At 52.0% G+C, this 16676-nt stretch carries 18 protein-coding genes and 1 tRNA gene; 8 read left to right on the top strand and 11 right to left on the bottom strand.

The annotated features are described in order from the left end of the window. Positions 1–10 precede the first annotated feature (10 nt). Entirely contained in the window at positions 11–1009 is a 999-nt protein-coding gene (locus ACYVHB_RS30130; RefSeq protein WP_461055749.1) for a bile acid:sodium symporter family protein, read from the top strand. Between the two features lie 17 nt (positions 1010–1026). Here the strand turns inward: ACYVHB_RS30130 and ACYVHB_RS30125 are convergent, their stop codons facing one another. Further along, positions 1027–1290: a hypothetical protein gene (locus ACYVHB_RS30125; protein ID WP_461055748.1), complete on the bottom strand. Its 264-nt coding sequence runs from the start codon at positions 1288–1290 to the stop codon at positions 1027–1029. Between the two features lie 26 nt (positions 1291–1316). Then, positions 1317–1481, bottom strand: a complete 165-nt coding sequence (locus tag ACYVHB_RS30120; RefSeq protein WP_461055747.1) for a hypothetical protein — start codon at positions 1479–1481, stop codon at positions 1317–1319. Between the two features lie 140 nt (positions 1482–1621). Here ACYVHB_RS30120 and ACYVHB_RS30115 point away from each other — a divergent pair, with 140 nt between their 5' ends. The 4 genes from ACYVHB_RS30115 (at position 1622) to ACYVHB_RS30100 (ending at position 3877) form a co-directional block, all read left to right on the top strand. Beyond that, positions 1622–2023 (top strand): MarR family winged helix-turn-helix transcriptional regulator, encoded by a 402-nt coding sequence (locus ACYVHB_RS30115; protein WP_461055746.1) that lies wholly within the window; start codon positions 1622–1624, stop codon positions 2021–2023. A gap of 4 nt (positions 2024–2027) precedes the next feature. Further along, positions 2028–2489 (top strand): DinB family protein, encoded by a 462-nt coding sequence (locus ACYVHB_RS30110; RefSeq protein WP_461055745.1) that lies wholly within the window; start codon positions 2028–2030, stop codon positions 2487–2489. Positions 2490–2591: 102 nt separating this feature from the next. Beyond that, on the top strand, positions 2592–3137 hold the full coding sequence (locus ACYVHB_RS30105; RefSeq protein ID WP_461055744.1) for a DUF4442 domain-containing protein: 546 nt from the start codon (positions 2592–2594) through the stop codon (positions 3135–3137). 5 nt (positions 3138–3142) lie between these two features. Further along, the gene (locus ACYVHB_RS30100) at positions 3143–3877 is read left to right on the top strand and encodes an alpha/beta hydrolase (RefSeq protein ID WP_461055743.1); all 735 of its coding nucleotides are present in this window, start codon (positions 3143–3145) and stop codon (positions 3875–3877) included. On the opposite strand, the gene ACYVHB_RS30095 is transcribed toward ACYVHB_RS30100, so the two are convergent. The 3 genes from ACYVHB_RS30095 to ACYVHB_RS30085 form a co-directional block, all read right to left on the bottom strand. Next, positions 3878–4825 carry a Na/Pi cotransporter family protein gene (locus tag ACYVHB_RS30095; RefSeq protein ID WP_461055742.1) on the bottom strand — a complete coding sequence of 316 codons (948 nt, stop codon included), beginning with the start codon at positions 4823–4825 and terminating at the stop codon, positions 3878–3880. A gap of 202 nt (positions 4826–5027) precedes the next feature. After that, on the bottom strand, positions 5028–6197 hold the full coding sequence (gene dnaJ, locus ACYVHB_RS30090; RefSeq protein ID WP_461055741.1) for a molecular chaperone DnaJ: 1170 nt from the start codon (positions 6195–6197) through the stop codon (positions 5028–5030). Between the two features lie 92 nt (positions 6198–6289). Beyond that, the gene (locus ACYVHB_RS30085; RefSeq protein WP_461055740.1) at positions 6290–6910 is read right to left on the bottom strand and encodes a nucleotide exchange factor GrpE; all 621 of its coding nucleotides are present in this window, start codon (positions 6908–6910) and stop codon (positions 6290–6292) included. 223 nt (positions 6911–7133) lie between these two features. Between ACYVHB_RS30085 and queG the strand changes: the two genes are divergently transcribed. Next, positions 7134–8093, top strand: coding sequence for a tRNA epoxyqueuosine(34) reductase QueG (gene queG / locus ACYVHB_RS30080; RefSeq protein ID WP_461055739.1), 960 nt, complete (start codon positions 7134–7136; stop codon positions 8091–8093). 66 nt (positions 8094–8159) lie between these two features. Here the strand turns inward: queG and kynU are convergent, their stop codons facing one another. From kynU to ACYVHB_RS30060, 4 genes are all read right to left on the bottom strand, one after another. Then, on the bottom strand, positions 8160–9434 hold the full coding sequence (gene kynU / locus ACYVHB_RS30075; RefSeq protein WP_461055738.1) for a kynureninase: 1275 nt from the start codon (positions 9432–9434) through the stop codon (positions 8160–8162). Between the two features lie 97 nt (positions 9435–9531). Next, positions 9532–10212 (bottom strand): hypothetical protein, encoded by a 681-nt coding sequence (locus ACYVHB_RS30070; protein WP_461055737.1) that lies wholly within the window; start codon positions 10210–10212, stop codon positions 9532–9534. Positions 10213–11379: 1167 nt separating this feature from the next. Next, the gene (locus ACYVHB_RS30065; RefSeq protein ID WP_461055736.1) at positions 11380–11652 is read right to left on the bottom strand and encodes a hypothetical protein; all 273 of its coding nucleotides are present in this window, start codon (positions 11650–11652) and stop codon (positions 11380–11382) included. A 317-nt stretch (positions 11653–11969) separates the two neighbouring features. Beyond that, a tRNA-Leu gene (locus ACYVHB_RS30060) sits at positions 11970–12051 on the bottom strand. Between the two features lie 152 nt (positions 12052–12203). On the opposite strand from ACYVHB_RS30060, the gene ACYVHB_RS30055 reads away from it, so the two are divergent. Together ACYVHB_RS30055 and ACYVHB_RS30050 are read left to right on the top strand one after the other, a co-directional pair. Beyond that, the gene (locus ACYVHB_RS30055) at positions 12204–12623 is read left to right on the top strand and encodes a DUF3127 domain-containing protein (RefSeq protein WP_461055735.1); all 420 of its coding nucleotides are present in this window, start codon (positions 12204–12206) and stop codon (positions 12621–12623) included. Between the two features lie 162 nt (positions 12624–12785). After that, entirely contained in the window at positions 12786–13511 is a 726-nt protein-coding gene (locus ACYVHB_RS30050; protein ID WP_461055734.1) for a tetratricopeptide repeat protein, read from the top strand. A 92-nt stretch (positions 13512–13603) separates the two neighbouring features. Here the strand turns inward: ACYVHB_RS30050 and ACYVHB_RS30045 are convergent, their stop codons facing one another. Together ACYVHB_RS30045 and ACYVHB_RS30040 are read right to left on the bottom strand one after the other, a co-directional pair. Beyond that, complete coding sequence (locus ACYVHB_RS30045; protein ID WP_461055733.1) at positions 13604–14419, bottom strand: SDR family oxidoreductase; 816 nt, start codon at positions 14417–14419, stop codon at positions 13604–13606. Then, positions 14416–16644 carry a gliding motility-associated C-terminal domain-containing protein gene (locus tag ACYVHB_RS30040; RefSeq protein ID WP_461055732.1) on the bottom strand — a complete coding sequence of 743 codons (2229 nt, stop codon included), beginning with the start codon at positions 16642–16644 and terminating at the stop codon, positions 14416–14418. Before ACYVHB_RS30040 ends, ACYVHB_RS30045 begins: the two co-directional genes overlap by 4 nt. Positions 16645–16676: the final 32 nt, after the last annotated feature.

The following is a 16676-nucleotide window of genomic DNA, read 5'->3' as shown; positions in this document are numbered from 1 at the left end:
AACCAAGACAATGAAAGCCGAAACCAACGCTCAGTCGCCGTATCGCAACCTGATCTACACCGCCCTGATTATTGCGGCCGTGGGCGTTGCGCTGGCGTTTCCCCAGCCGTTTCAGGAGTTCAACGGCTTTCAGCTTAAGCGATTAATTGTGCCGTTGCTCCAGATTATTATGCTCGGCATGGGCACGACGATGTCGCTTCAGGATTTTGAGGGTGTGGCGCGGCAACCGAGGGCGGTGTTCATTGGCGTGACGTGTCACTTCGTCATTATGCCAGTGCTGGGCTATACGCTGGCCAACGCGTTCAACTTCCCGCCCGAAATTGCGGCTGGCGTAGTGCTCATCGGTTGCTCGCCGAGTGGGCTGGCCTCGAACGTGATGTGTTACATTGCCAAAGCGAACGTGCCCCTTTCGATCACCATCACCACGCTGGCTACGTTGCTGGCTCCCCTGCTGATGCCCGCCCTAATGAAGCTGCTGGCGGGGCAGTTTATTGACATATCGTACTGGAAAATGACTGTCGAAATCACTCAGATTGTTATTCTGCCGGTAGTTGTCGGGTTGATTCTAAACCGCATTTTTCGCCAGTCGGCCGTGATAATTAACCGGGTGATGCCGCTGGTCTCGATGGCGGGTATTGTGCTGATTGTCGCCATCATCACGGCCGCCGGGCGCGACAGCCTGCTGACTGTCGGCTGGACACTGGCCCTGTGTGTGCTGATTCATAACCTGACGGGCTTCACGCTGGGCTACTGGAGTGCGCGGCTGTTCGGGATGGATGAACAAAGTTGCCGGACGGTGGCCATTGAAGTAGGTCTGCAAAACGGCGGACTCGCGTCGGGCATTGCCGTGCAGATGGGCAAAATCGCTACGGTGGGCCTCGCCCCTGCCCTTTTCGGCCCCATTATGAATACAACCGGCTCGTTGCTGGCCACGTTCTGGAGTCAGCGCCCACCCAAGCAGGTGCTGGCCGACAAAATTCATCCCGTTTCATCGCAGAACGCGGAATAAGCCCCAAACAAATCCGTTCAGCGGTAAGGCTGGTCTTTGATGAGTCGGATGTTGTTTAATTCTGCGATCTCCTGCACACAATCGGCTGGTACAACGTCCCGGTTGATCCAGTTGACAACGACCTGCTGGCTGACACCGTATTTTTTGGCGTAACGGGCAATCGTCAACCACTCCGTCGTATCGAGCACGAAACCGTGTTCCATAAGAATTTTCAGGCTTTCTTCACTTTGCCGTCTAAATTCGGCCGTTTCGGCATCAAGGTTAATTTTGGTCAGTTCCATCAGTTATTCGATTAGTTAAATGTCCGCTATTTATTGTCTGGTTCTTGGGTCTGAAGCCATTCTATAGCTTTCTTGTGTTTAAGAAAATCGTCGATCCAGCGTCTTTCTTCACCCTTTTCTTCTAACTCGTAGTATCGCTCATCGAGCATCCGTTTGGCCCGGTTCGTCAACGATGTGTGTATGGTAATCATTCTATGTAATTGATCTTCGGTCATATAATGGCGGTGGATACAGTTCAAATATAGAGTCTGTGTAGTAAGTAAACGACTTCATCAACTAAATTTTTTATCCTAAAGTTGCATATACAACTTAAGCCATCCATCTTTGATCCATGAACAGCGATAACTACTGCATTGCGGGCCGGTTGCGGATGCTGTCGCGGATTATCACGGGGCGATACAACGAAGCCTTTGCGGTCGAAGGCGTCACGTTTGCGCAGGCGGGGTTGCTCATGCGCATCTTTGCCCAGCCCGGCATCCGCCAAACCGCGTTGTCGGCCCAGTTGCAGATCGAGAAGTCGGCGATGAGCCGCGACGTGCAGTTGTTGCAAAAAAACGGTTGGCTGACCGACAACCTCCGCAACGGTCTGTTTTTGACCGACGAAGGAATGGCACTGGCCAAACGCTGCCACAAAATATGGAAGGTACTCAACACGCAAATCCGCGACGAATTGGGTCCGGACGCGGTGGATGGACTCACGATTTTTTCTGACCAACTCCTACCTAAACCGTAAATAAATGACAACCGAACTTTTAGCTAATCTCTGGCGCATTAACCAGCTCTCAGCAGCGGGACCAATCCAAAAATTGACGCCCGACACCTACCGCAACCGCCTGACACCTGACACGGCCTCGGCGGGATTTATCGCTCTGCACGCGGCCGAGTCTATGCACGGATTCGCCCAGATTCTCTTCAACCGGGACGTGACCATCGAAAGACAGACGATAAAGGGCGTTTCGGACGATGGGCGTGTGCTCGACCTACCGTCCGTGCAGCAGGCGGTGGACGATGCGTATGCCATGATTGCTGACCACATCCGGCAAACCACCGATGAACAATGGGCCGAGGTCATTCCGACGCCGTTTGGCGATACGCCCCGCATGGGCGTACTGGCATTCTTGATGCACCACAACTCCTACCACGCCGGGCAAATCGCGCAGGCAGTAAAGAGAGGACAGGTTTTCGCAGTGGCGAGTTAACATAATTTTTATTTGAATTGGTGTGTACACGTGTTTCGGTGTTTTTGTAGTATAAGATGGCTTGTTAATCAAGCACTTACACACAAGTATTTAACAGTAATTATGAAACCGGCTCTCTTCCAAACTACCCGCACTGAATCGGCCAAGACTTGGCGATTTCGGACGCTCATGAACTGGTATCCGATGTATTTCGGCACGGGTGGTAAAATCCTGTTCTGGTCGGGCGACTCGCGGGAGGTGCATCTGCGGCTGCGCCGGAACATCTGGACCTACAACTACGTCGGCACGATCTTCGGCGGAAGCATGTTTGTGGCTTCTGATCCGTTCTACATGCTTATGTTGCTGCGTATTTTTGGCAATCAGTACGTCGTTTGGGACAAATCGGCCAGCATCCGGTTTCGCAAGCCGGGCCGTGCTACGCTCTACATGCGCTATGAACTGACCGACGAACTGATTAACGACATCCGGCGCGACGTAGCCGCCAACGGGCAGACCGAACGGATGTTTACCTTACAGTGGGCTGACGCGACCGGGACTATTCATGCCGAGATTGAACGGCTGTGCTACATCGCCGATAAAAGCCATTACCAACAACGGAAGGGTGTGGTGCGGCATTCCGGCAAGCAGCAGTCACGCTTTCAACGATAAACCTTATGACCGAGCATCACCTGACCGTGCAACGCACGGCCCGCTACTACACCATCGGCAAACTAACCGACCAAACTACTCACATCTGGTTTTGTCTACACGGTTTCGGGCAGTTGGCGTCCTTTTTCAGCAAGAAATTTACGGGACTGGATGACGGCAAAACGCTCATTGTGGTGCCCGAAGGCCTCTCGCGGTTGTACCTCAACGGCGAATACAAACGAATCGGCGCGTCGTGGATGACGCGGGAAGACAAACAGCACGAAATCAACGACTTTCTGATCTACCTTAATTCATTGTATGATCTGGTGCTGAACGGCCGGAATGCGGCTGATCTCCACATAACGCTGTTGGGGTTTTCGCAGGGGGCGGCTACGGCGTGCCGGTGGCTGAATGCGGGCGAGTCCACGCTAGGCGAGTCCACCGCACCGGCGGACCGGCCGGGCGAATCCACGCTGGGCCATATCCGGGCCGACCGGCTGATTTTGTGGGCCGGTTTCTTTAGCAACGGCATCAGCGACGTGATCGACCCGGCCCGATTAGCGAGCGTGGAGACGCATTACGTGTACGGCACACAGGACGAGTATTTTGAATTGATCGGCGACGTAGATGCCTACAAAGCCCGGCTCCTGACCGACATACCGAACCTGAAAATCACGGCATTCGATGGTGGGCACCGCGTGGAGCCGGAGGTGCTAATAAGCCTTATAAACCATCAAAATCAAGACTTTACCAGTTTGTAATCAGCGAATGAGCGCGTTCAGCGTTCGGTGGAAGTACGGAATAAACCACGCGAAAATCACCACGCCCGCGATGTTGAATAGCATGTGAGCATTGGCTAATTTGCGGCCCGGTGGCGCGTTGCCGCTGATCCACTCGACGGTGCTAGCTAATGGCTGGATCAAAATCAGGCCGACTATGACGCACACTACGTTGAACAACAGGTGAAAAATACCCGCCCGAATGGCTTCTTTCGAGCGGCCAATCACGGCCAGCAGCGTGTCGGAGCAGGTTCCGATTTCAGCTCCGAGCATGATCGCAATGCCAGCCTGCGTAGAAATCAGCCCCTGCGAGGCCAGCACGATGGCAATGCCGACCGTGGCCGACGACGACTGAATAACGAGGGTGACCAGCCCTCCCAGCAACGCGCCCTGAATGGGACTTTCCAACTTCTTCATCCACTCGAAAAACGGTGGATATTCGCGCAAAGGCTCCACGGCTTTATCCATCGTCCACAAACCGAAGAAAATCAGTCCGGCGCAGAAAATGACCCGGCCAATCTGATGCCGGTTTTCGTCCTTGCCAATCACGCTCAGTAATAGCCCGGTTACTAATAGAATTGGCGAGAAACCGGCAATGTCAAGGGCGATGATCTGGCTGGAAATGGTAGTACCAATATTAGCGCCCATAATTACACCGAACGATTCTATGCTGGTCATCAGCCCGGCGTTGACCATTGTCAGCACCATAATAATGACCACCGACGACGAATCGAGGAGCGTGGTAGCGACGGTACCGGTGGCGATGCCACTGAGTGAATTCTTGGTAAACCGGGTCAAAAACGCCTTCATCCTATCCCCGGCGAGTTCCTTCAGCGTGTCGCCCATAACCCCAACGGCATACAGAAACAGGGCCAGTCCACCCGCTAACTGTAGCCCAATGCTAATAAAATCAACTTCCTTTTCGCCCACAGCCGTTGTCTGTTTACCTTACTAAAGGTGCGACAATGACATCAGAAGCGTGTTACGGCAGTATTACCATTCGCCTATTGGTCTTCACCAGCGCAGCGATCACCGGCTCAACGGAGCAGCTATAGTTCTGAAACGAAAGGCCATAAAAAAACCGGCGAAACTTACATATCACCGGGTTTTCATTCCTATTGCCTTTCACGCATCATCCATGAAAGAAATCTTTCATTTTATCAAAGAAACCCTTCTCGTTCTTATTCGGCTTAGGCTGGAAGTTCGGCGAGTTGCGCAACTTCTCCAGCATCGAGCGCTCATCGGCCGACAGGGCTTTGGGTGTCCACACGTTAACATGAACAATCTGGTCGCCCCGGCCGTAGCCGTTCAGTTCTTTGATGCCCTTGCCTTTTAGGCGCAACATCTTACCACTTTGGGTGCCGGGTTCCAGCGTGATCCGGGCTTTGCCATCAATCGTGGGTACTTCAACGCTCGTGCCGACGGCTGCATCTACAAAATTGACATACAGGTCAAACACCACGTTGCTGCCGTCGCGCTTGAGGTCGGCGTCTTCCTCTTCTTCGACTACAATGAGCAGGTCACCGGCAACGCCACCGCGCGGGGGCACGTTGCCTTTGTTGCCCACTGACAGTTGAATACCTTCTGACACGCCCGCTGGAATCTTGATCGGGATAACATCCTCCTGCAATACACGTCCCTCACCAAAACAAACCTCACAGCGGTCGGTTACGAGCTTGCCCTCGCCATTACAGGTTGCACAGGTGCTGGTCGATACCATCTGACCGAGCATCGTGTTGACCACTTTACGCGTCTGCCCGGTACCATTACAAGTCGAGCAGGTTTGCACAGCGGTACCGTTTTTGGAGCCGTTGCCCCCGCAGGTGGTGCAGGATACGTGCCGCTTGACCTTGATTTTCTTCTCGACGCCGTTGGCAATTTCCTGTAGGTTGAGTTTCAGTTTGATGCGCAGATCGGAACCACGCCGAACGCGCTGCCGCTGCCCACCACCGCCCTGGGCACCCCGGAAGAAGCTGCCAAACGGCGAATCGTCACCGAAAACATCGCCAAACTGGCTGAAAATGTCCTCCATCGACGGACCACCGGGACCATAGCCACCGCCACCGGCTGCCCCGCCCATCCCGGCGTGACCAAACTGGTCGTAGCGGGCTTTTTTGTTGGGGTCGTTCAGTACATCGTAGGCCTCGGCGGCCTCCTTAAATTTCTCTTCGGCGGTCGGATCGTCGGGGTTTTTATCCGGGTGATATTTGATGGCCATCTTGCGATATGCCTTCTTCAAATCTTCCGGCGATACGTTCTTATCGACGCCTAATATTTCGTAATAATCGCGCTTCGTTGCCATTCTTTATGGAATGGATAATGGTTAATGAATGATGTACAATCGTTTGCGGACTGTGCTCCATTATACATCATTCATTAACCATTATCTATTATTTAAGCTCCTACAATCACTTTTGCGAACCTGATGACTTTATCATTCAGGTAATATCCTTTCTCAATTTCATCGATGACCTTTCCTTTCAAGTCGTCGCTGGGGGCGGGAAACTGCGTAACCGACTCGTGCAAATCGGCGTCGAATGGCTCGCCCTTGGCGGTCATCGGCTTCAATCCTTTCCCTTCCAGCGTCTTAAATAACTTGGTATAAATCAGCGAGATGCCTTCTTTCAGGGCCGTTACGTCATCAGTATTTTCTATGGACTGCACAGCCCGCTCAAAATCGTCGACAACGGGAATCAGCGCCTGTAAGAGTGTTTCGTTGGCGTTACCAATGAGGTCGAGCTTTTCCTTAGCCGTGCGCCGACGAAAGTTTTCAAAATCAGCGTACAGGCGCAGGTACTTATCTTTAAGTTCGGCAAGCTCGCGGCTGGCCGTGTCAACAACGGCCTCCTGAGCAACTGACTCATCAGCGATCTCGTCTGGCTCTCCGCCATTAACGATTATGGCTTCCTCGGTGGTGAGTTCGTCGCTCTCGGCGGTTGCGGCTTCGGCGGTCAGGTTGTCAGGTTGTCGTGTATCGGTGGACAGCTTTTCGTCCAGCGTATCTTTATTTTCCATGGATGAACTACTATTTCTTTTCCAGAAATTCATATGCAAAGGTCGGCAAAATACCGGCCAGAAACGCGCTGACTGCCAAGTTGACACAATATCTAAACCGAAACGTCGGCCCGACAGAATTTCCGTAGTTGACATGACTTTCAGGATTTAATACCCTGCTCCATTCGTTCTACCACAGCCACCCATTAATTATCCATTACTCATTCTTCATAATTCATTTATAATGCACAACCCGGCCAGTCATTATGCCCAACTCGTCAAAGCGAAAGCCGTTGAGCTGGGATTTGATTTTTGTGGCGTGGCCAGGGCTGATTTTCTGGAAGAGGAAGCTCCGCTACTGGAAACGTGGCTCAAGAATGGAATGCACGGCCAGATGAATTACATGGCCAACCACTTCGATAAGCGGCTCGACCCACGTTTGCTGGTCGACGGTGCGAAGTCGGTGGTGACGATGTTGCTTAACTACTACCCCGAACAGCGCTTACCCGAAAGCGATACGGATTACAAGTTCTCGAAATACGCGTATGGGCAGGATTATCACTTCGTCATCAAGGATAAGCTGGCAGAACTAATGGCCTACATCCATGAGGAGATTGGTGAGGTTGGCGGACGGGCGTTTGTGGATTCGGCCCCGGTGATGGACAAAGCGTGGGCCAAACGGGCGGGCCTGGGCTGGGTGGGCAAACACACGAACTTAATCAACCGGGAGATTGGCTCGTTCTTCTTTATCGGCGAGTTGATTCTGGACCTCGAACTCGAACCCGACGGCCCCATTACCGACTATTGTGGTACCTGCACCCGCTGCATCGACGCCTGCCCGACCGACGCCATCATTGGCCCTTACGTGGTAGATGGCAGCAAGTGCATTTCTTATTTCACCATTGAACTCAAAGAAGCCATTCCCGATGATGTCCGGGGCCGGTTTGACAACTGGGTGTTCGGCTGTGACATCTGCCAGGATGTGTGCCCATGGAACCGGTTTGCCCGACCCCACCAGACCCCTGCGTTCAACCCCCACCCCGAACTGGCCGCGTTCACTAAAAACGATTGGGAAGAGATTACGGACGATGTTTTCCGGGAAGTTTTCCGCCGGTCAGCCGTAAAACGCACCAAGTTAGAAGGCCTCAAACGGAATGTTGCATTTATTCAGCCGACCCCACCCCAACCCCTCCTCTTGAAATAAGTAAGGGGAGGGGCTAAGCCATCCGGGTCCTTTAGCCCCTCCCCTTACTTATTTCAAGAGGAGGGGTTAGTAAAACCGGCGTAGCGCGTCTCCTACCCGCCAAACCTCTTCAAAGGTGTTGTACAAGGGCGTTGGGGCCAGCCGGATACAATCGGGTTCGCGCCAGTCGCCAATGATTCCCTGCTCCGTTAAGTACGTAAAAACGTCTTTGCCTCTTTTGCGAACAAGCAGCGACAACTGACAGCCCCGCTGATTTGGATCGCCGGGGGTCAGTATCTGCACATCCCGAAGAAAAGCCAGCACGTATTCCAGATAGCCCGTTAGCTGTTCACTTTTCTGCCGAAGAGATACCATCCCCGCTTCGGCCGTAATATCCAGCGCGGCCCGGTGCAGTGCCAGCGCCGGAATGTTGGGCGTGCTGAGTTGCCAGCCATCGGCCCCCGGCGCGGGCGCGAAACCGGGCGTCATCTCAAAGCGCTTATCTTCCCGGTACCCCCACCAGCCCGCCAGTCTGGGTAGAGCGCGGTCGTGGTGTTTCTGATGCACGAACACGCCGGAAACCGCCCCTGGCCCACCGTTCAGGTATTTATACGAACACCAGGTAGCAAAATCGACACCCCAATCGTGAAGTTGTAAAGGTACGTTCCCAATGGCGTGGGCCAGGTCGAAACCAACCGGAACCGCACCGGCGGACCGACCGCAGCGCTGGGCGGTTTCGGCGATAGCCGCCATATTGTACACCTGCCCGGTATAGTAGTTCAGGCCACTCATCCAGACCACGGCCAGTTCGTCAGCGTGTTCGGCAATGGCGTGTTGAATGTCAGTTGTGTGAATCAGTCCATCCGGTTGCGCAGCAATCTCGATCAACGCATCAGCGGGATCCAGATTATGATGTTTAATGTGCGTTTCCAGCGCATACTGGTCGGAGGGGAAATCACCTTTGATGGTCAGAATCTTGCGTTTTTTGCCATCGGGCCGGTAGAATGATCCCAGCAACAGGTGTAAATTTACGGTCAGCGCGTTCATTGGGCAAACTTCCGATTCTTCCGCGCCAACAATTTGCACCAGTGCGCCTTTGCATGTATTGTGATAGCCTAACCACGTTTGATCGGCTCCTTCCGGTAGATCAAACCAACCCTCCACGCCTAAATTCTGCCAAGTCGTCAACTCCCGTTCCAGAGCCGCCCGTGCCGATTTGGGCTGTAATCCCAGCGAGTTACCACATAGATACGTTAGGGGCTGACCGTCGCGCTGCGGAATGTGAAAGCGGTCGCGGAAGTGGCGGAGCGGATCATCGCGGTCAAGGGCCTGCGCAAAAGCGAGGGTGTTTTCGTAGGTCATTCTGTGCAAGTTATGCTATTGAGTACCGAGCAGTAAGCCAATAAAAAGCACTTGCCATTACCATTCGGGCGATTGGTGACTACAGTTGTATTGAATTCTACGGGGCGAACTCGAAATCAGTTATAGCTACCCGCTTCTCCGTCCCCTTTGTAATCCATGCAGTGGTATAGCCCTCTTCGGAGTAAGCCGTCCGCCGTTTGGGTAAGCCCCGCCCGTCATATTCGTAGGTGTATGTCGTTGCAATTTTGTATTCAGCCACCAACCCTGTTTGAGTTGATGAAGGACGCAGATTGGTCATACCAACCAGAAGATTATGACTTGGCTGACCATTCAAATTTTGAAACGGGTCAGGCAGAGCTGGTTTCTTCAGATCGTACTGGTGCCGTGTTTTGTCCGTAATAATACCCTGTTCACTGCGATTTTGTTGAATAATATTACCACCGGAAACAATACGTTCGAGTTTACTCCCGCGTTGATACTCCTCCTTAATCCGGTAGCCATTCTGGTCATACGTATAGCTATATGCAAAACCCACGCTTCCCCCACCAGCAATGAAACCATCCGGGTTCAGCGTAATGGGATTAAATGAACCACCCCTGCTTGAGTAACCGGACAGCGTTCGACTATCCACGTACTTATACACAACTGTACTGTTGTTACCCAGATACGTGTCAGTGGGACGCTCTAAATCGGTTATTTGATGTTTCACAATTCGTTTCTGAGCATCATAATCGTACGTTTCCTGGTATGTATTACCCGGATAAAGCGTAGTTTTCAAGAAAGTGACAGAGTCGGGGGTAGCCGGAGCGAAACGACTTATCCTGTTTGACGTGTATGATGACGTGTAATAGTGTACCGTTGTTTGTTTAACTAACATTACGTCGAGGCTGGCAACTGGTAGTATAACAGCCTCTCTATGACAAGATAGCAACAACGTAAACAGGAAAAAACCACTTAGCTGGATAACACGAGCAATCATTTCCATATTTAGTAGATACTACGGCTCCGTAGGACGATGAATGAATAGTTAAAAACCGTCAGTTACATGTATAGCTGTTAAAACCGTCACAATTCTACTTTAACTTACTACAGCATTAATAAAATAATTCACTCCATAATTTAATTTATAATTATATAGCCCATTTAGTTGATTCAATAACGTGTTTATGTAAATATATTAAATACATTATAAGCCATTCAGTACAAGTATTTTCTCTTTTGGTAAATATTATTTATTCATTTTTCCTAATTCACATACAACCGCTTAGTCAACTCACAAAGGAATAGATTTTAAAATCGCGTTGTTTGCTACCTTTGCTGTTCGTTCGATAGTCCTCTACAGATAAGCTAATTTACTATCAGGCGCGGGTATGTGTAGGTTAACAACCTGAACTTAAGCGCGATTTTTAACTAATCCATAATGAGCCCTGACGATTTAGTTCTTACTGATTTAACGGAAAAAGGGTACACAATATCGTCTTATGAGACGACCACTGATAGCGGAAAGCGTACTTTTCTATTGACATCCAATTCAGATTTTGACGCGGTTGACCTGCTGAAAACGTTCAGACGTAATGGGTTAAACGTTGAGGATTTCGCGGTTCAGGAAGAGGGGAATGGAATCTACAAAAACTATCAGATCGAAGTCACCGTTTCTACCTGATTTTTCCGTTGCCCATACGAAGTATCTGTCTTTCAGGTGCTACTCAATCCTATCTGAAAAAATATACAGTCAATTTGATCTTTCAGTAGCGCCTTCGGCTGAGGGTGTATTTAGTGTGACCAGTTCCCGCCAATAGAGCCGGAAAGAGTAGACACACTTCATCCATTGGTGATAGGTGGTTGGCTTTACGATGCAGGAGTAATAGAGAATATTAGTGCCCAACTGATTTGCTCACGGTCTCTATTTGATTATGGTGCAATGAGTTGCTTAACCCGTTCACTTTCAGGCCAGAGAGTGGTTTTTTTGACTAAGCGAAGAGCGCACTTTGCTGCGATCCAACTCCTGCTGTACGGCTCTGGCAAAAGCCACCTGATCTGGTTTCCGATACTGCTCGATAAGCCGCTTTTTGGAAGCGGGGCGGAAGCCCTGATTCACTCGCTGGCAAGCTGCCCACAATTCTGGATTATACTTGATTTTGTTCTGACGAATGGGCGTATCCGCACCAAACCATAAATTGATAATGTTGCTGACGGTCGGTTTAATGAAAAGAGCCATGATCTGGTAAGGTGTGGATTAGTTGACAAATGTTAAGTCAAAGGTATTGACCGGAATAATCTCCTTGCAATTAATTGAGGGCGAACGGTTGAAAAACACTTACGAGCCGCTGTAAAGCCTGGGTATAGCGTTTGATCGATATACCGAATACGATCCGATCAGGATGGTCAGCAAGCTAATTAGCGGATATAAGACATCATCCGGGCCAACTGTAGCATAAACTGGTAGTTAAGAAGGCGGGTAATTTATGTGTGGCAACTATTCATTAAAAAACCGCTTATTTTTACAAATAAGCGGCTCATTACCAAAACGTTATGTGACCACGGGGAGACTCGAACTCCCAAGCCTTGCAGCACCACCCCCTCAAGATGGCGTGTCTACCAGTTTCACCACGTGGCCAATTCCTGATTGCGGGTGCAAAGATACGGTTTCAGGCTTCTTATGCCAAATACTGCTCACTTTGTTTAGGCTTTTTTAAGGGTGCATGACCAAAAAATGGGCAAGATTTCGTACTTTTATCCTTCCAAATCATCATAAATAGTCGGATAGGTATGGCACTGGAAATAGTCGGAAAACTCATAAAAGTACTGCCCGAAGTGTCGGGTCAAAGCCAGAAAGGACCGTGGAGTAAGCAGGAGTTTGTCCTCGAAACACTCGACGCGTCTTACCCTAAAAAGGTGTGTTTAACCGCCTGGGGTGATAAAGTTGCTGACCTGAAGCAGTTTGCCGATGGCGACACAATTAAGGCCACCTTCAGTGCTGAGTCGCGGGAGTACAACGAACGCTGGTACACGGAGCTTCGGGCTTTCCGCATCGAATCGGCCGATGGTGGGCAGGAGTCGGGTGCCGGTTATTCGGCACCGTCCCGCCCGGCACAACAGCCTCAGTCGCGCCCGGCGCAGCAGAGTCAGCCCGCTGGTATGCCGTTCAACACGACGTTTGACGACGAAAGCAACGATCTGCCTTTTTAAATAAGGCAATAAAGGGTAAAATGGGATAGGGTGTAAGTGCTTGTCAGCGATACTTACACCCTATCCCATTTTACTTCTTACGTCTTATTCTGTGTGCTCTATCGGCTGTTACAAACTATCGTTTTGGGATCGAAGTACATCGTCATCGTCACCCGTTCGTCCATGAAAGCCGCAATTGGTAGAATAAGCTTATTTTTTGGCCTGATAGTCGTTGCTTCGACCACTCGGGCGGACTCGTGGGATGCGCTTCGGCAAGCCGATTCGCTGTTCGCGACTGGTAATCAAGCTAATGCCGCCCAGCTCTACGAAACAGCCATTGCTAATGGCCACACCGCCACCGACCCCATGCTGCTCAAATTAGCCAGTGCCTACGAACAGCAAAACGACGTGCCACACCTGCTTTATTACCTTCAGGTTTATTTCGACCGCCACCCCGACGACGCCGTGTTGCGGAAGATGAACGAGATTGCCCGCGCCAATAACCTGAACGGCTACGAGACCGACGATCTGAATTATTTTTACCTGTTCTACCGCAAATATGGCACGTATGTGCTCTTGTTTCTGCTGATTCCGGGTGGGTATGTGTTCAGCGTACTAATGCTTAAATTAGTTCGGAAACAGGCTATTGACCAGCGGCAGAAGTGGGTTGTACTCTTTTATCTGCTACTTCTACTGCTGTTCGTTAACCTGCCCGAAGGTGTTCAGTCGGGCATAATCAGCCGCGACCGGGTATTATTACGCACTGATCCGTCGGCGGCTGCACCCGTAAGCGAAGTAATTGGGCGCGGCCACAAAGTCAATATTTTGGGCAGCACCGACATCTACCTGCGTGTGCTGTGGCGCAATGAACTATATTACATCCGCCGGGATAATGTGTGGGTGATATAATTAGTCAATTAGTAGGTTAGTTAGTGAGTTGGTCAGTGGCTGACGCGTCAACGGACTGGCGTCAGCCACTGACCAACTCACTAACTAACCTACTAATTGACTTTCTTCAGCGGTGAATTCTTCTCCTTCGCCAGCGTGTTGAATACCAGTTTGTCCATCAGGGCGGGGAGCCACTTGTTCAGGAAGACGGTAAGTTTGCCCTGGGTGGTTAGAATAAGCTCGCGCTTTCGGGATTTAACGGCCCGCAGAATATGATCGGCGCACTCGTCGGCGCTCATCATACTACTTTCGTCGCGCACGGTTTCGCCTGCCACCTGCCCGTGGGCATTGAGGGCCGTAAATCGAATATTCGACGCAGTGAAACCGGGGCAAGCCGTCAGTACGTGGACGCCCGAATGCAGCAATTCGGTCCGCAGTGCTTCCAGAAAGCCGTTCATGGCAAACTTAGACGCCGAGTACCCACTCCGCACCGGCAGGCCCCGGTAACCCGCAATGGACGAAATGCCCACAATGGAGCCTTTGGCCTGCTGAATGTGCGGCAGCGCGTAGCGAGTGGCGTAAACCGTACCCATAAAATTGATGTCCATCACTTTCTGGATTACGGCCGGGTCGGTGTCAATCAGCAGGGAACGCATGGTAATGCCCGCGTTGTTAATGAGCACGTCCAGCCGGCCGTAATGGGCGATAGTCTGCTCAATGAGCCGTTTCACGTCGGTTTCGATACTGACATCGGCGGTCAGGGCCAGTACGTCGATAGTGGCCTGACGCAGTTCATGAGCAACCTGATCGAGGGCGTCGGCGCTACGGGCGCAGATGACAATTTTCGCGCCTTCACGGCCAAAGGCAAACGCCATAGCCCGGCCAATACCCGACGAGGCACCCGTGATGAGTACTACTTTATTGTTCACCGAATCAGTGTAAGTGGCCCTTTGAAACTTCGTTTGGAGGTCTTAATCAGGTAATAATAGGTTCCGGTGGGTGCGTTGGTGCCGAACCAGCGGAATCTGGGATCAACCGACGTAAAGACTTTCTGCCCCCAGCGATTAGCAATCTCTACCGATTTAAACTGCTCTACGCACCCATTTTCCGGCAGGTTCTTCACCGCAAAATAATCATTGTAGCCATCGCCGTTGGGCGTAAATACGTTTGGAACCGTAATTTCTCCACTTACCGACGGATCTTTGACCCGAAAAATCACCGTGGTGGTGTCGGTGTGCTGAGGCTGGCAGGAGCGGTCGTCTACTACAAAGTCCACAACGAACTCTGCCTCCGACCGACCCGCCATTAGTTCGCAGGTGGGTTTCCAGCCGAAAGCCGACTGAAGCGTTGGTGCCCCCGTTCTATCGGTGAAATTCATACCGGCCGCTCTGGCATCGAAGCCCCGGCCGGTGCCCGTCAGCCGTAGCGTGTCACGGTCGGGGTCGTTGCCGAGTACGTCGAACGCCACCCGCCCCACCGAGTCACTCGCGCTGACGGTCAGGTCGACCACGGGCTGCCCCAGCGTTGTCCGGATTGTTGGTGGCTGGCTGGGCAAACCGATAGCCGCCATGTTGACCGTAACGGTATCGCGCAGGTTGCGGTTGCAGCGCGTATCGGTCACAATAAAATCGACAAGGTATTCGGGGCGGGTTGCCTGGGTGCAGGTCGGCTTCCATACAAACGGACTCGACACCTTCCCCACGCCGGATACGGAACCAAACGTCATGCCCGCCTGCGCCAGCGTGAAACCCCGCCCCACTGCCTGAATCGTGATGTTATCATTGTCCAGGTCGGCTCCAAACGCAGTGAACGACAGCGACGACCCAACCGTGATGCGGGCCAGATTATTGGTCAGGTTGGTGGTAGCGTCTGGTTTATTATTCGGCGATGGGATGATGTTGACCCGGATGCTGAGGGTATCGCTCAGCCCCTGTGGACAGCCTTCGTCACTGGCCCGGATGAGCAGCGTAAACGGCCTGCCGTCGCCCCCCACGCATTCGCCAAAGCAGAATTTAGCCTGCAGCGTATCAGTACCGGTGCGGGTCAGCAGTTCGCCGGGAGCAATGCTCAGGCCAGGCAGCGATCCGCTCATGTTGGTGAGAGTAATGCGCTGGTTAGGGTTGACGTCGGTAACGTACAATGTCAGGCAGTTGGTATCCTTTTCGGCGATGGTCAGCACGGTCCCTTCGCTGTAAAACGCCCGCTGACCATCGGGTTTAAGCAGCAACTGGGGCGCGTCGTTTTGCAGACAATCGACCACTTTTAACTGAAAATCGCGCCGAACCCGCCCAATAAGTCTCCGATTGCGGTACTCTCCTACCTCGACCGAGAAAACGAATAGTCCCAGCCGATTGGCCGTCACACTCAGGATTCCCGTTCGGGCGTCTACCTGCAGCGGTTGCGAACCGGGAATTTCGTTGCGCTGCGAGATTCCCGTTATCCATGAAATATCAGGGTACGGCCCCGGATTGGCAACGACCGGATTAGGCACCGACCGGCTGCTGAACCCGTTGTAGGGCGTCACCATCGTGTAGGTCAGGCTATCGCCATCGGGATCTTTCGCGCTGAAATCGAAGGTAAACGGGCGATTGATGCAGATGTAATCGCCTTTGGCAATGGTGAACACTGGCGACGAGTTGCTGAACGGCGTCGTCCCACTGAACGGTGCGGGAAACTCCAGATAAAAGGTCGATCCGGCTCCGCCCGGATCAATGATGTTATTGATAGCAGCATTGCGGCAGCAGCGCTCCCAACTCAGGTAATAGCCACCGGCGTCGTTGTACGTCTGCGGAAACGTAACCTCAATACCGTACCGGATGAGCCGGGTCCGCAGGTCGGAGCGGGTGCAGGTTGGCGTAGTATAATTAACGAACTGCGTACTGACCTGGGGCAAATCGACACTGCCAACCAGGGCATTATCGCGTTTGCGGAACACATAAACAAGCACGGTTCGGTCTTCGGCTCCCGGATTCCCGTAGATGTCGTCGAAGTACAGATTCATGTTGACCCGGTGGGTAAATGCACTGTTGGCGGGCAGCTTTTGCAGCTCAAACTCGCCCCCAACAATGTGCGTAGCGCGTGCGACACCGCTGACCGTCAGCAACATAATGGTCAGCACCAGCATCCACCACCCAGTACGGTATAGGTTCATCATAGCGAGATTACGTTCGGTTATAAGGCCGTCCG

Source organism: Spirosoma arcticum, assembly GCF_054779955.1.
This window is presented reverse-complemented; position numbering and strand designations above follow the sequence as displayed.